The following is a 14,661-nucleotide window of genomic DNA, read 5'->3' on the forward strand; positions in this document are numbered from 1 at the left end:
TCGTGCCTTTATATAATCGCGCCCACCCCCCCGGGGGCGGGGCCAACCAAACCCCCCCCCTGGCCCCCCCCCCCCGGGGCCGGGCCCCCCCCCCCCCCCCCCCCCCGGCCCTTTCTCACTTCTCGTTTCTCAGTGTTCGTTGCCGGAGACGGCGGTCGTGGTGAGGCCGGAATGCCTGCGTACGCGGGCGCTCCGGCCGGGACGGCTCACGTCGGGACGCCGGTCGCCCCCGCGGATCACGGGCGCCAGCCGGAGACGGCGGCTCACCAGGGGCGTGCCGCCGCTCAGCTTGGCCCGCAGCCGCGCGGGCGCCTCGGGGGCGCTGAGTTTCAGCGTCAACCGTGCCCCTCGGCGGGTCAGCCGCCGCCACAACGTGTGCCAGTCGACCATCGTTCCGGCCAGCGCGCCCATCGCCAGCATCGCGACCACCGCGATGACCAGGACGGCCAGGACGATGAGGACGAAGACGATCACCAGGGAGCCGATCGTACCGAGGACTGTCAACATTGGGCGAAAAGTGCCCGCTCACCAGCGAATTATGCCAATTTTTTGGGATATATCGGCCTTACTCGGCGATCCCAGTGGACTGGTCCAGCCGTCCGGGCAGGAGGTCGAGCCGGCGCAGTATCACGCCCTCGCGCAGCGCCCACGGGCACACCTCCAGCCGCTCCACCTCGAACAGGTCCATGGCCGCGTCTGCCACCAGCGCCCCGGCGGCCAGTTGCGCGGCCCGGCCCTCGGACACCCCGGACAGCTCGGCCCGCTCGGCGGAGCTCATGCCGGTCAGCCTGGCCGCCCAGGAGGCCATGTCGGCGCGGGAGAGCGCGCGCGAGACGTACGGGCCCTCGCTGGAGGCCGGCGCGCCGGCGATCCTGGCGAGCTGCTTGAAGGTCTTGGAGGTGGCCACGGCGCGGTCGGGCTCGCCGTACCTGGCCACGTCGCCGACCGTGCGGGCGATCTCCGTACGGACGTGCTTGCGCAGCTTGCGCACCTCCTCGGCGGAGGGCGGGTCGCCGGTGAACCAGTCGCGGGTCAGCCGCCCGGCGCCGAGCGGCAGCGACACCGCGACGTCGGGCTCCTCGTCCACCCCGGCGGCGATCTCCAGCGACCCGCCGCCGATGTCGAAGGCCAGCAGCCGCCCGGACGACCACCCGAACCACCGGCGCACCGCGAGGAACGTCAGCCGGGCCTCGTCGCGCCCGGACAGCACCGCGATGTGCACGCCGCAGCGCTCGTCGATCTCGGCGAGCACCTGCTCGCCGTTGGCCGACTCGCGCACGGCCGAGGTGGCGAAGGCGAGCAGGTCCTCCACCCCCTTGTCCTCGGCCAGGCGCACCGCCTCCTCGACGAACGCGCCGAGCCGTTCGATGCCCTCGGGCGCGAGCCGGTTGTCCGCGCCCAGGTACTGGGTGAGGCGCAGCTCTTCCTTGTGGGAGTAGGCGGGCATGGGCCGCGCGCCCCGGTGGGCGTCGACGACGAGTAAATGGACGGTGTTCGAGCCGATGTCCAGCACGCCTAGTCGCATGGGAAAACGCTACCGGTCTGCGGCTTTTCGGGCGAAGCCGGCACTGCCCCCGGCCGAGCCCGGCGGGCCGACCGGCCGGCCGGGTGCCCGGTCGGGGCGGGGTGGGCGCGCGGTCAGGGCGCGGTGGGCGCGCGGCGAACACGCCCGGCGGCCGGACCGGGCACACGGGCTTCCGCCGCGCGGCCATAGTCTGATCGCATGTCACGAACCCTGCGACTGCTGATCACCGGCGGCGGCACCGGCGGTCACACCTATCCGGCCCTGACGACCCTGTCGGCCGTCCAGCGACGTCAGGTGCCGCACGACGTGCTGTGGGTGGGCACGGAGAACGGCCTGGAGGCCCGGATCACGGCCGAGCACGGCATCCCGTTCAAGGCGATCACCACGGGCAAGCTGCGCCGCCGTCCGAACCTCAAGGAGCTCGGCACCAACATCGCCGACGTGTTCCGCATCCCCGTCGGGGTGTTCCAGGCGGTGGGGCACGCCGCCCGCTACCTGCCCGACGTGGTGCTGTCCACCGGCGGGTACGTGGCGGTGCCGATCGGCGTGGCGGCCAAGCTGATCCGCCGCCCGCTGGTCATGCACGAGCAGACGACCGTGGTGGGCCTGGCCAACCGCATCCTGGCCCGGCTGGCGACCCGGATCGCGCTGTCGCACGAGTCGTCGCTGGAGTACCTGCCGCCGTCGGCGCGGGCGAAGGCCGTGGTGACCGGCAACCCGGTGCGGCCGGAGCTGCTGCAGGGCAACCGGGCGGCGGCCTACGACCTGTTCGGGCTGACGTTCGAGGTGCCGCTGATCTACGTGACCGGCGGGGCGCAGGGCAGCAAGCAGATCAACACGCTGATCGCCGAGATCCTGCCGCGGTTGTTGCCGCACGCGCAGGTCGTCCACCAGTGCGGGCCGGCCTGGATCGACCAGATGCGGGCGGTCGAGGTGCCGCCCGGCCTGGCCGACCGTTACCACCCGGTGCCGTACGTGGGGACCGAGCTGCCCGACCTGTTCGCCGCGGCCGACGTGGTGATCTCGCGCAGCGGCGCGGGCACGGTGTCGGAGCTGACCGCGATCGGCAAGCCGTCGCTGCTGATCCCGCTGATCCCGACCGGCGGCGACGAGCAGCGCAAGAACGCCGGCTACCTGGTCTCGGCGGGGGCCGCGCGGGCGCTGCTGGAGCCGCGGCCGACGGCCGAGCAGCTGCTGGCCGAGCTGATGCCGATGCTGGCCGATCCCGGGCTGCGCGCGGCGATGGGGCAGGCGGCGGGCAGGCTGGGCCGCCTCGACGCCGCCGACGCCCTGTGCGACCTGCTCCTGGAGGCCGCCCACGGCGGCGCCCACCCGCCGCACGCCGCCGGCTCCCCCGCGCCGCACGGCCACGGCGGTCAGAGCGGGCAGGGCTTCGGGGACCAGAGCGGTCAGAGCGGGCAGGGCTTCGGAGTCCAGGGCGGTCAGGGTTCCGGGGGGCCCGGCTCCAGGTAGCGGAAGGCCTCGTGGGCGGAGCTGACGCTCCGCCTCAGCGCCTGGTCCAGGCGGTCGGCGTCCTCGGTCAGGCGGGTCAGCTCGTCCATCGCGCCGTCGCCCGCGCCGGTCTCGGCGACGAGCTCCTCGTACTCGTGCAGCCGCGCGCGCAGCTCGGCGATCTGCTGCCGGGCCCGGTAGGCGCGTTCGGCCTCGGCCACGTTGGCGGCGTACCGCTCCAGCGCCTCCACCCGGGCCACGACGGCCTGCTCGCTGCTGTCCAGCGCCCTGGTGAGGGGTTCGGCCACGGCCGCGACCTCCGGCGCGCTCTCCCCCGACAGGGTCTGCCGGTGCCGGGCGCGCAGGCCGGACAGCTTGGCCAGCAGGCGGGCGATCTCCCACTCCTGGGCGGGCAGCATCACCGCGTTGCGCACGTCGTCCAGCAGCCCTTCGAGGTTGACCCGCGACTGCGAGACCGTGGCGACCGCCCGCTGGGCCCGGCGCAGCAGCCTGCGGGAGGACTCGTCGAGGTCGTCCAGGAGCACGTACCGGCCCTCGTGCCGGACGGCCTGGGCGTGCACCCGGCGTTCGTGCTCGGCCTCCTCGCCCTCCGGCGTCTCGGTGCGGACGAACGTCACGATCATCAGCGGGATGGCGAGGAGCACCAGCAACAGCGGCCCCAGGGAGCGGCCGAGCCCTCCGGCGCCCAGCAGCAGGCCGAGGCAGACGGTCGCCCCGCAGACCGCGCCGAGCCGCCAGTACGGCGCGGCGGGCAGGCCGGGGCCGTCCGGGACCCAGCCCCTGCGCGTCCTGAGCAGCAGCCGCCGGTTGTCCCTGATGAGCCGCGCGTCGGCCGGCGGCACGCCGGGATCGACGATGACGTCGGCCATGATGTCGGATCGGATGGGGATTCACCTCCTGCGAGGGCGGTTCCGCCCGGCCACCGGCATGTCAGCTCTCCAGGTACCGGAACGCCTCGTGGGCCGACCGCACGCTGCGCCGCAACACCTGCTCCAGGTGGTCGGCGTCCTCGGCGAGCCGGTCGATCTCCGGGACGGCCAGCGCGTCGGCGCCGGTCTCGGCCAGCAGCTCCTCGTAGCGCGGCAGGCGGGCGCGCAGCTCCTCGATCTGGCCGCGGGCGTGGTAGGCGCGTTCGGCCTCGGCGACGTGCCCGGCGTAACGTTCCAGGGCCTCGACGCGGGCGATCATGGCGGCCTCGCTGGTGGCCAGGGCCCTGTCCAGCGGCTCGATCACGGCGGCCACCTCGGGGGCGACGCCCCTGGACACCAGGGCGGCGTGCTCGGCGCGTAAGCCCGACAGCTTGGCCAGCAGGCGGGCGATCTCCCACTCCTGGGCGGGCAGCATGAGCGCGTTGCGGGCCCCGTCGAGCAGCCCCTCGGCGTTGACGTGCGAGCGCAGCACCGAACCGATGGCCCGCTGCGCCCTGGTCAGCACGTCCGCGGCGTCCCGGTCGAAGTCCTCGGGCAGCAGGTAGCGGTCCCGGTACGGGCGGGCCCGCTCGTACACCTCGCGGTCGCGCGACACGTCGTGCTCGGGCAGCTCGCTGATCGACGCGATCTTGACCAGGACGATGAAGACGAACGTGCCCAACAACGTGAACCCGGCGGCCGGGTGGGACAGGGCCAGCAGCACGGCCATGAGCGCGACCACCCCGGGCGTGGCGGCCAGCAGGGCGACGCTGGAGACGTTCCTGAACCGGCCCGGACGCGCGTCGGCCGGCGGCACCCAGCCCGACCGGATCCTGGACAGCAGCGCGGCGTTGGCCCGCAGCATCCCCGCGACCTCCGGAGGAACCTCCGGATCGACGACCACACCCACGCTCTGTCCCGGCACCTTGGCGCCCCCAACGCTCGCGATGCAGTGGATATTACGTATTTTTTCGCAAGGATGTCAGCCTCCGAAAGGTCAGGCCCGGAAACCGCCTGGTCCGTGCGCCCGCCGCTGCCCCCGCCGCTGCCCCCGTCGCCCTTCCCGTCGCTGCCCCCGCGACGGCCAGAGCGGCGGACACGCAGGCGAAGGGGATGGCGGGCAGGACGTACCGGTGGTCGAAGTCGAGGGCCGCCACCGGGGCCAGCAGCAGGAAGGCCGCCGTCGCCCATGGCAGCAGGGCGGCGCGCCGGCGTCCGGCCGAGCCGAGGCCGCCGGCCAGGAGCAGCACGCCGAAGACCGTGCCGTGCAGGAACCAGGGGTAGGGGTAGGCGGCCAGGATCGAGGCGTACGGCTCGACGGAGCTCATGCCGTGGATGCCGGGGTCGTACTCCGAGCGCACCTTCGCGACGAGGGCCTGCTGCTCGGGCAGCGGCCAGGAGCCGCGGGGGAAGGTGGTGGACGGGTTCATCCGCCGGGGGTGGGGCACCGGCGACCAGGTGAAGGCGAGTGAGGTGTCCCGGGCCACCTCGCGCAGGTAGTCCAGCGGCTGGGCGGCGATGGCGCGCAGGGCGAACGACCTGGCCAGGTCGTTGTGGGCGAACCGGTCGCCCGGGAGCCGGTTGAGCGAGGCGCCGGGGGCCCAGACGTACTCCGAGGCGGCGTCGGCGACGGTGCCGTTCGGGCAGAGCGGGGCCTCGGCGGGCGGCGGCTTGATGATCGAGCAGTCGGCGAAGGTCATGGTCCTGGCCCACAGGGCGACGCCGTCGGAGCCGCTGAGGGCGAAACGGCCGTGGTGCTGGGCGTACCAGCCGGCGTAGGCCGCCAGTGGCAGGGCGCCGGCCAGCACCAGCGCGGCCACCCGCCGCCAGGGCGCGCGGCGCAGCACCAGCCAGCCGGCCGCCAGGGCGAGCAGCGGCACGGCGGCCGTCCTGGTCAGCCCGGCCAGCGCGAGCAGCAGCCCCGCCACCGCCGCGGCCCGCGCCGACGGCACCCCGGGCCGGCCGCGCGGCGCGCCCGAGGGGGCGTGGCGCCACATCAGGACCACCAGCGCGGCGGTGATCAGGAAGATGACCTGGAGGTCCGACAGCACGGCGTGCTCCAGCCGGAGGAAGGAGGGGTCGAACAGCACCGGCACGGTCGCCAGGGCGGCCCCCCAGCCGGGCAGCGAACGGCGGCGCAGCAACGCGTAGATCATCACGCCGATCCCCAGGCCCATGGCGTGCTGCAGCCCGGCGACCAGCTCCACGCTGTGGAAGGGCCGCAGGGCCCACAGGAACCAGGAGTACCCGGCGGGGTGGAAGGCAGCCTGGGGCCGCAGGTGCACGGCTGTGTCCAGGTACGTGAAGGAGTCGTACCAGTAGAGCTGCGCCGTGTCGTACCCGAGCATGACCAGCACGCGCAGCGCGGCGGCAAGCGCCAGCACGCAGGCGAACAGCCCGTGGCCGCGCGGGCGGCGCGCGGCGGACGCGAGCGGACGCGTCCCGGCCAGGGTGGCTGCCATGACCTTCTCCCCCGTAGCCGACCGGGCCGGTCCCGGTCGTAGGGGAGGCAGTCCAGCGGGACGCCGATAACCTGAGCGTCACCGGAACTGGTTATGCCCGCGTTATGCGGTCTGGTCCAGACTTGCGGCATTTATGATCTTCTTGGGGGCTACAAGTGCGGGTTTTGATCGCCGAGGACGAGCGCATGCTCGCCGACTCGATCGCCGAGGGGTTACGGGGCGAGGCGCTCGCTGTGGACGTCGCCTATGACGGGGAGGCGGCGCTGGAACGGCTCGGCGTGCACGACTACGACGTGCTCATCCTCGACAGGGACCTGCCGGGGGTGCACGGCGACGAGGTGTGCCGGACGGTGGTGGAGCAGGACCGGCTGGTCAGGGTGCTCATGCTGACGGCGTCCGGCGACGTGCGCTCACGGGTGACGGGGCTGTCGCTGGGGGCCGACGACTACCTGCCCAAGCCGTTCGCGTTCGAGGAGCTGGTGGCGCGGGTGCACGCGCTCGGGCGGCGCGCCCGCCGGGCCGACCCGCCGATGCTGGAGCGGGCGGGCGTGCGGCTGGACTGGGCGCACCGGCAGGTGTTCCGCGACGGCGTGTACGTCCCGCTGGCCCGCAAGGAGTTCGGCGTGCTGGCCGAGCTGCTGCGCGCCCAGGGCGCGGTGGTCTCGGCCGAGGACCTGCTGGAGAAGGTCTGGGACGAGCACATCGACCCGTTCACCAACACCGTGCGGACCACGATGATGAAGCTGCGCAAGAAGCTCGGCGAGCCGCAGGTGATCGAGACCGTCCCCGGATCGGGGTACCGCATCCCATGACCGTGCGCATGCGTTTCGCCCTGGCCTGCGCCGGGGTGTTCCTCTTCCTCGGCGCCCTGACGGTGACCGGGGTGTACTTCGTCGTCCGGTCGCAGCTGGAGTACCGGGCGGACCTGATCAGGCCCGACTTCCCCCGGCAGTACTCCTACGGCGACTCCTACGAGTCCGCCTACCGCAACGCGATGCGGGTGCGCGCGGCCTACCAGCGCGAGACGCTGAGCGGCGTGCGCACGGTGGGCGGGCTCATCGTGCTGGCCGCCACGGCCGCGGCGTTCGGGGTCGGCTGGCGGGCGGCGGGCTGGGTGCTGCGGCCGGTCAAGGCGGTCACCGAGACCGCCCGCCGGGTCGCCCAGAGCCACGACCTGACCGAGCGCATCGCCTACGAGGGCCCGCGCGACGAGGTCAAGGAGCTCACCGAGATCTACGACACCATGCTCGGCCGGCTGGCCCGCTCGTTCGACGGGCAGCGCCGGTTCGTCGCCAACGCCTCGCACGAGCTGCGCACCCCGCTGACGATCAACCGCACCCTGGTGGACGTCGCCGTGCGCCGCCCCGACGCCACCGACGACGTCAAGCGGCTCGGCGAGTCGCTGCTGCTGGTCAACGCCCGGCACGAACGCCTCATCGACGGCCTGCTGGCCCTGGCCGAGGGCGAGCAGGCGGTGCTGGACCGGCGGCCCTTCGACCTGACCGACGTCGCCGAGCACGTGCTCGACCAGGCCGGCGAGGAGGCGGCCGAGCGGGACGTGACGATCCACCGGCTGCTGGACTCGGCGCCGACGACGGGCGAGGCGGTGCTGGTCGAGCGGCTGGTGCAGAACCTGGTGGAGAACGCGATCCGGCACAACCAGCCCAAGGGCGAGGTGTGGGTGACGACGCGGCGGCGGGCCGAGCAGGTCGAGCTGGTGGTGGCCAACACCGGGCTGCACGTGCCGCCGTACGAGATCGAGACGATCTTCCAGCCGTTCCGGCGGCTGCACGGCGACCGGCTGCGCTCGGAGCGGGGCAGCGGGCTCGGGCTGTCGATCGTGCGGGTCATCGCCGAGGCCCACGAGGGCACGGTCACCGCCAGGCCGCGCGACGAGGGCGGCCTGACGATCACCGTGGAGCTGCCGGTGGACCGGTCCGCGCCCTGACGCCCCTCACGAGGCCGCCGGTGGACCGGTCCGTGCCCTGACGCCCCTCACGGGGCCGCCGGTGGACCGGTCCGCGCCGTGACATCCGGCGTGCCGCCGCCGGTGGATCAGTCGCCGTCCTGGCGGATCTGCCAGAGTTCCTCCTCCGGCACGCCCGCCTTGACCAGTTGCTCCCAGGTCGCCACGCGCTCGGTCGGGTCGGCCAGCACCAGGCCGAGCAACGGGCGCAGCTCGGCGTGGTCCGCGCCGTCCTCGCGCCACAACGCGCCCAGCGCCCGGTGCACCGCCGGGGACCGCACGGCCGCCGTCTCCACCAGCTCCCGCAGGACGGCCACCCGGTCGTGGAAGCGCAGCGCGCGTCCCTCCCCCACGGCCAGCATCAGCAGGTCGAGCAGCCTGCGGTGGCGGGGCGCGTGACCGGTGGCGGCCGCGACGATGGCGTCGCCCATGGCGGTGCCCTCGCCGCCGCCGAGGATCACCTCCTCCTGGCCCCGCCCGGCGACGCGGTGCGCCGACAGGGCGTTGACCAGGCCCGTCCAGCCCTCGTGCCCGAGCTGGCCCTTCCACAGGTGGCTGAAGGACGCCCAGCGGCCCAGCGGGTCGGGCCCGCCCAGGAGGTGCGAGACGGGCACGGGCTCCGGCGAGGCGGCCACGATGAGCAGCGCCAGGTTGGCCGAGTAGGCGGCCAGGCGGCGGGTGACGGGATGGCGCACCGGCTCGAAGCCGGTGAAGCAGCGGCGTCGGCGCTCGTACAGGGACCGGCGCAGCAGCCCGGCCAGGTGGGTCACGCACCGGGCGCGTACGGCCGCCGGCACCTCGTCCAACAGCTCCAGGATGAACCCGACCGTCGGGCCGCGCTCGGCCAGGCAGGAGAACGACGTGACCGCGTACAGCAGGTCGTCGTCCACGCTCTGGGCCAGGGCCAGGGGCTCGTCCCCGGCCAGGCGGCGGCGCCGGTCGAGGTCGCGCAGCGCGTACACGGTCAGCCAGGCCGTCAGGAACTCGCCGAAGGTGGAGTGGAGGAAGGAGTGGCCGTCGCGGCGGATGAAGAAGAAGCGCTCGGTGGCCCGGCGGGCCCAGTCGACGGGCGGGCGCGGCTCGTCGGGCTCGTCCTCGCCGCCTTCGCACAGGGCGGGCAGGTCGCGGGCGAGGTCCTCCTCGGTGACGACCTGCCGGCCGCGGGCGAGCATGGACAGGGCGACCGTGCCGAGCAGGACGAGCTCGCTGTCGATCACCACCCGCTGCGGGGTGGCGGTCTCGCGTTCGGTGAAGTCGCGCAGCAGCACCTCGTACAGGCGGGCGCGGCCGATCGGGCGGTGCTCGCGCTGCAGGGCGTTGCCGCCGGCGTCGTAGAGCGCGAGCAGCAGCAGGAGCAGCGGCTGCCGGGCCATCTCGCCCTGGGCCAGCGCGGTCGCCGCGGGCAGGGGCTTCAGATCGCGGCGGGCCAGCAGGGCGCGGTTGGCCTGGTCCCAGATGTCGAGCCACTGACGCACCTGGTCGTCCTCGAACGGCTGGAGCTGCAACGCCAGCAGCCCGTCGGGGAACCTGATGCGGTCGGCCACCACGGTCCGGCTGGTCACGATCACCACGACGGGCCGTCCCAGCGCGGCCTCGCGGCGCTGGAACTCCTGCAGGTGCCCGAGGTAGTCGTAGCGGTTGACGCCGCCCTGCAGCAGTTCGTCGAAGCCGTCGAGCAGGATCACCGGCAGCGCGCCGTCGCCCGCGGCGACCAGGTCGGCGTAGGCGACCTCCTCCTCCAGCACGGCGGCGACGGCCTGCTCGATCTGCTCGGCGACCGGCGCGCGCGGCGAGACGCGCGGCAGCTCCACCCTGATCGGCAGGAACTCCGACCTGGCCAGGCGGGCGCCGAGCACCTCGGTCAGCTTGGACTTGCCCGCGCCGGGCTCGCCGAGCACCAGCAGGGGCGCCTGGGTGGCGCGCAGCGAGGTGAGGTGGCCGACGAGGAACGCCTCGGCGTCGGGCAGCAGGCGCTGGTCCCGCCACCAGCCCACGGAGGAGGGGTCGGACTCGCGGGTCAGCTCGGCGACCCGGCAGCGCGGGCTGAGGTAGCCCTCGCCGAGCAGCGGGAGCGAGACGTCCTCGGGCAGCTTGCCGGCGGCCAGCAGGGGACGGTCGAGCGCGTTCGCCGCCATCCTGACCCGGTGGATCATGGGACGGTCGCCGACCCGCGGCGGGGCCAGCTCGGCCAGCAGCCAGGCCACCCGCGACAGGCCGGTGCCCGGCGTCTGGCGGTCGGTGACCAGGCTGCGCACGCCGAACTCGTGGCTGTCCAGGGACAGCGAGCGGAAGTCCTCGTCGTAGATGCGCAGGGCGTGCGCGGGCGGGCCCTCGGCCAGCATCCGGGGTAACAGGAGCTGGTCGTCGACGGGCAGCTCGTCCCACACGCTGAGGCCGCCGACGAACCCGGCCATCGCCTCCGACATGCGCAGGTGGGCGCGTTCGACGGCCTGGCGGGTCTCGGCGAAGGGCACGTGCGGCTCGGGGGTGGGCAGGCGTTCCATGAGCAGACCGGCCACCAGGCGGGCGAAGCGCTCGGGGGTGGGCACGCCGTGCGAGATCTTGTCGGCCCGGTCGAGCTGCTCCAGGGTGAAGGGCAGCTTGGCCTCCCCCAGCGCCTCGAACCAGGCCGAGACGACGATCACGGCGTGCGCGGCGGCCAGGCGCTGGGTGCGGGTGTAACGGTCCACGCCGCCCTTCAGCTCGGGCATCCTGCGGATGACCTCCTCGCCGTAGCGCACGACGTCGGAACGCAGGTCGGCCAGGCCCATGGTGAGCAGCCCGCCCCCGGCCAGCGCCCACCCCGTGCGGGCGGCGGCCGCGGCGAAGCCGACCACCTTGACGAGCCTGCCCTCCTTGCAGCCGAGCACCCTCAGGGCGTCGGCGTAACTCGGGGTCTCGATCATCAGCCTTCTCTCCGGGACCGGGAGGTCCCATCATGCGCCGGGAAGCGCCCCCGGCGCTGCCCGGACGCCCGCTCCGCTATGGGCCTTTCACCGCGTCGGCGATCTCCGGCAGCACGCCGGGGTCCTCGATGGTGGACGGCGTGGCGTACGGCCGGCCGTCGGCGATGTCGCGCATCGTGGCGCGCAGGATCTTGCCCGAGCGCGTCTTGGGCAGCCGGGCGACCACCACGGCCCGGCGGAAGGCGGCGACCGGCCCGACGCGCTCGCGCACCAGGGCGGTCAGCTCGCGCTCGACGTCGGCCGGGTCGCGGTCGGAGCCGGACTTGAGCACCACGAACCCGACCGGCAGCTGCCCCTTCAGCGCGTCGGCCACCCCGATCACCGCGCACTCGGCGACGTCGGGATGGGCGGCGATCACCTCCTCCATCGCGCCCGTGGACAGGCGGTGGCCGGCCACGTTGATCACGTCGTCGATGCGGCCCATGACGTAGAGGTAGCCGTCGGCGTCGATGTGGCCGCCGTCGCCGGTCAGGTAGTGGCCGGGGTAGCGGGACAGGTAGGAGGCCCGGAAGCGCTCCTCGTCGCGGTAGAGGGTGGGCAGGCAGCCGGGCGGCAGCGGCAGCCGGACGGTGACCGCGCCCTCCACCCCGGGCGGGCACTCGCGGCCGTCGGCGTCGAGGACGCGCACGTCGTAGCCGGGGACGGGTTTCGTCGGCGAGCCCGGCTTGATCGGCAGGGTCTCGATGCCGACGCAGTTGGCCGCGACGGGCCAGCCGGTCTCGGTCTGCCACCAGTGGTCGATGACGGGGACGCCGAGCAGGTCGCTGGCCCAGTGGTAGGTGTCGGGGTCGAGGCGCTCACCGGCGAGGAAGAGATGCCGCAGCCCGGACAGGTCCCATTTTTTCGCGAAATTGCCGGTGGGATCTTCCTTCTTGATGGCCCTGATCGCGGTGGGCGCGGTGAACAGCGTGCGCACGCCGTGCTGGGCGGTCACCCGCCAGAACGCGCCGGGGTCGGGCGTGCCGACGGGCTTGCCCTCGTACAGGACGGTCGTGCAGCCGGTCAGCAGCGGCGCGTAGACGATGTAGGAGTGGCCGACGACCCAGCCGACGTCGGAGGCGGCCCAGAAGACCTCGCCGGGGGCGGCGCCGTAGACGTTGGTCATGCTCCAGCGCAGGGCGACCGCGTGGCCGCCGTTGTCGCGCACCACGCCCTTGGGCAGGCCGGTGGTGCCGGAGGTGTAGAGCACGTAGAGCGGGTCCGTGGCGGCCACGCTGACGCACCCGGCGGGCTCGGCGGCGCGCACGGACTCGTGCCAGTCGAGGTCGCGGCCCGGCGTCAGCTCGGCGGGGCCCTGCGGGCGCTGCAGGATCACGCAGTGGGCGGGCCGGTGGGCGGCCTGGTCGAGGGCGGCGTCGAGCAGCGGCTTGTAGGCCACGACCCGGGCCGGCTCGATGCCGCAGGAGGCCGCGAGCACCACCTTGGGCTCGGCGTGCTCGATGCGCAGGGCCAGCTCCCTGGCCGCGAAGCCGCCGAACACCACCGAGTGCACCGCCCCGAGCCGCGCGCAGGCCAGCATCGCGACGACCGCCTCGGGCACCATCGGCATGTAGATCACGACGGTGTCGCCGGCCGTCACGCCGAGCGCCTTCAGCATGCCCGCCGTCCGCGCCACCTCGTCGAGCAGCTCGGCGTAGGTGATCGTGCGGACGGCGCCGGTGACCGGGCTGTCGTATATCAGCGCCGCCTGCTCGCCGCGGCCGGCCGCGACGTGCCGGTCGAGCGCGTTGTGGCAGGTGTTGAGCCGTCCGTCGGGGAACCACCGGCTCCCGTCGCTGACGACGGCGGGCGCGACGTCCCAGTCGATGTCGCGCGCCGCCTGCGCCCAGAACTCCTCCGGGCGCTGGATGCTCCGCCGGTAAGCCTCGTCATAGCCGCCCACTTTTCGATCAGACCAGCCGCCGGCCCCCGAACGCAAGCCCCGTGGGAGGGTGTCCGGATGAATGACGATCTCATCCTGTCCGTCGTGACGGGCTCGCGGGCGTACGGGCTGGAGACCGCGGCGTCCGACACCGACCGGCGCGGCGTGTTCGTGGCCCCCACCGCGGACTTCTGGCGGCTGTCCAAGCCGCCCACGCACCGCGACGGGCCGCTGCCCGAGCAGTTCTCGTGGGAGGTGGAGCGCTTCTGCGTGCTGGCGCTGGAGGCCAACCCGACGGTGCTGGAGTGCCTGTGGTCGCCGATCGTGGAGGTGGAGACCCCGGCCGGGCGGCGGCTGCGCGAGCTGCGCGGGGCGTTCGTGTCGCGGCGGGCGCGGCAGACGTTCGCCGGGTACGCCGTCGACCAGTTCCGGCGGCTCGACCCGGCGGCGCCCAAGTGGAAGCAGGCCATGCACATGCTGCGGCTGCTGCTCAGCGGCCTGCACCTGATGCGGCACGGCGAGCCGCTGGTGGAGGTCGGGGCGCACCGCGAACGGCTGCTGGCGGTCCGGCGCGGCGAGGTCACGTGGGCCGAGGTGGACGCCTGGCGGGCCGCGCTGGCGGCGGAGCTGGCCGCCGAACCCTGTGTCCTGCCGGAGCGGCCGGACCGCGAACGCGTGGAGGACTTCCTGGTGGGCGTGCGGAAGGAGCACCTGTGACCACGCTGCCGCCGTCCGGGCTGCCGTCGTGGCTGCCTGAGGTCCCCGGCGAGCAGCCGTACCCGGTGGCGTTCGCCACGGTGAGCGGCGCCCACCTGTACGGGTTCCCGTCCGTGGACTCCGACGTGGACCTGCGCGGCGTGCACGTGCTGCCGGTCGAGGAGGTGGCCGGGCTGCGCACCGGGCCGCAGACGCTGGACCGGACGTGGACGCGCGAGGGCGTCGAGGTGGACCTGGTCACGCACGACCTGGTCAAGTTCTGCCGCCTGCTCCTCGGCCGCAACGGTTACGTGCTGGAACAGCTCCTGTCGCCGCTGGTGGTGACGTCCTCGCCGGTGCACGAGGAGCTGGTGGCGCTGGCGGCCGGATGCGTGACGCGGCACCACGCCCACCACTACCTGGGGTTCGCGCGTACGCAGTGGCGGTTGTTCGGGCGTACGGGCGAGCTGAAGCCGCTGCTGTACACCTTCCGCGTGCTGGCGACGGGCACCCACCTCATGCGCACCGGGGAGCTGGAGGCCGACCTGACGCGGCTGCTGCCGTACGGGCCGCCTTACCTGCCGGAGCTGGTGGCGGCCAAGCGGGAGGCCGAGCACGGCGCGGCGCCGCAGGTGGCGGGCGTGGCCGAGGACGTGGCGCGGATGACGGCCGCGCTGGAGGCGGCGCGCGAGGGCTCGGCGCTGCCCGAGCGGGCCACCGCGGACGACGCCCTGCACGACCTGGCCGTGCGGGCGCGCCTGGCGTCCCGTCCCTGACGGGGTGCGGCCGGTCAGGGACGGGACA

At 74.0% G+C, this 14,661-nt stretch carries 12 protein-coding genes; 5 read left to right on the forward strand and 7 right to left on the reverse strand.

What is annotated here, in order from left to right:
- Positions 1 to 129: 129 nt before the first annotated feature.
- Positions 130 to 507 (reverse strand): hypothetical protein, encoded by a 378-nt coding sequence (locus ACFYUV_RS16295; RefSeq protein WP_387669290.1) that lies wholly within the window; start codon positions 505 to 507, stop codon positions 130 to 132.
- A 58-nt stretch (positions 508 to 565) separates the two neighbouring features.
- Positions 566 to 1,525, reverse strand: a complete 960-nt coding sequence (locus ACFYUV_RS16300; protein WP_358286443.1) for a Ppx/GppA phosphatase family protein — start codon at positions 1,523 to 1,525, stop codon at positions 566 to 568.
- Positions 1,526 to 1,723: 198 nt separating this feature from the next.
- On the opposite strand from ACFYUV_RS16300, the gene ACFYUV_RS16305 reads away from it, so the two are divergent.
- Positions 1,724 to 2,998, forward strand: coding sequence for a glycosyltransferase (locus ACFYUV_RS16305; RefSeq protein ID WP_387669292.1), 1,275 nt, complete (start codon positions 1,724 to 1,726; stop codon positions 2,996 to 2,998).
- Here ACFYUV_RS16305 and ACFYUV_RS16310 read toward each other — a convergent pair.
- From ACFYUV_RS16310 to ACFYUV_RS16320, 3 genes are all read right to left on the reverse strand, one after another.
- The gene (locus tag ACFYUV_RS16310) at positions 2,968 to 3,867 is read right to left on the reverse strand and encodes a hypothetical protein (RefSeq protein WP_387669293.1); all 900 of its coding nucleotides are present in this window, start codon (positions 3,865 to 3,867) and stop codon (positions 2,968 to 2,970) included. The genes ACFYUV_RS16305 and ACFYUV_RS16310 overlap by 31 nt on opposite strands.
- A gap of 61 nt (positions 3,868 to 3,928) precedes the next feature.
- Positions 3,929 to 4,816, reverse strand: a complete 888-nt coding sequence (locus ACFYUV_RS16315; RefSeq protein WP_387669295.1) for a hypothetical protein — start codon at positions 4,814 to 4,816, stop codon at positions 3,929 to 3,931.
- Positions 4,817 to 4,865: 49 nt separating this feature from the next.
- Positions 4,866 to 6,368, reverse strand: a complete 1,503-nt coding sequence (locus ACFYUV_RS16320; RefSeq protein ID WP_387669296.1) for a phospholipid carrier-dependent glycosyltransferase — start codon at positions 6,366 to 6,368, stop codon at positions 4,866 to 4,868.
- A 155-nt stretch (positions 6,369 to 6,523) separates the two neighbouring features.
- Between ACFYUV_RS16320 and ACFYUV_RS16325 the strand changes: the two genes are divergently transcribed.
- Together ACFYUV_RS16325 and ACFYUV_RS16330 are read left to right on the forward strand one after the other, a co-directional pair.
- Complete coding sequence (locus tag ACFYUV_RS16325; protein ID WP_387669298.1) at positions 6,524 to 7,180, forward strand: response regulator transcription factor; 657 nt, start codon at positions 6,524 to 6,526, stop codon at positions 7,178 to 7,180.
- The gene (locus ACFYUV_RS16330) at positions 7,177 to 8,316 is read left to right on the forward strand and encodes a sensor histidine kinase (RefSeq protein WP_387669300.1); all 1,140 of its coding nucleotides are present in this window, start codon (positions 7,177 to 7,179) and stop codon (positions 8,314 to 8,316) included. Before ACFYUV_RS16325 ends, ACFYUV_RS16330 begins: the two co-directional genes overlap by 4 nt.
- A gap of 107 nt (positions 8,317 to 8,423) precedes the next feature.
- Here the strand turns inward: ACFYUV_RS16330 and ACFYUV_RS16335 are convergent, their stop codons facing one another.
- Both ACFYUV_RS16335 and ACFYUV_RS16340 read right to left on the reverse strand, forming a co-directional pair.
- Positions 8,424 to 11,240 (reverse strand): NACHT domain-containing protein, encoded by a 2,817-nt coding sequence (locus ACFYUV_RS16335; protein ID WP_387669301.1) that lies wholly within the window; start codon positions 11,238 to 11,240, stop codon positions 8,424 to 8,426.
- A gap of 76 nt (positions 11,241 to 11,316) precedes the next feature.
- Positions 11,317 to 13,182 carry a propionyl-CoA synthetase gene (locus ACFYUV_RS16340; protein WP_387669303.1) on the reverse strand — a complete coding sequence of 622 codons (1,866 nt, stop codon included), beginning with the start codon at positions 13,180 to 13,182 and terminating at the stop codon, positions 11,317 to 11,319.
- 57 nt (positions 13,183 to 13,239) lie between these two features.
- Here ACFYUV_RS16340 and ACFYUV_RS16345 point away from each other — a divergent pair, with 57 nt between their 5' ends.
- Both ACFYUV_RS16345 and ACFYUV_RS16350 read left to right on the forward strand, forming a co-directional pair.
- Positions 13,240 to 13,878 (forward strand): DNA polymerase beta superfamily protein, encoded by a 639-nt coding sequence (locus ACFYUV_RS16345; RefSeq protein WP_387669304.1) that lies wholly within the window; start codon positions 13,240 to 13,242, stop codon positions 13,876 to 13,878.
- Positions 13,875 to 14,633, forward strand: coding sequence for a DNA polymerase beta superfamily protein (locus ACFYUV_RS16350; RefSeq protein ID WP_387669305.1), 759 nt, complete (start codon positions 13,875 to 13,877; stop codon positions 14,631 to 14,633). The genes ACFYUV_RS16345 and ACFYUV_RS16350 overlap by 4 nt, the downstream gene beginning before the upstream one ends.
- The last annotated feature ends 28 nt before the right edge of the window (positions 14,634 to 14,661 follow it).

The organism is Nonomuraea sp. NPDC003560 (genome assembly GCF_042878785.1).
GTDB lineage: Bacteria > Actinomycetota > Actinomycetes > Streptosporangiales > Streptosporangiaceae > Nonomuraea.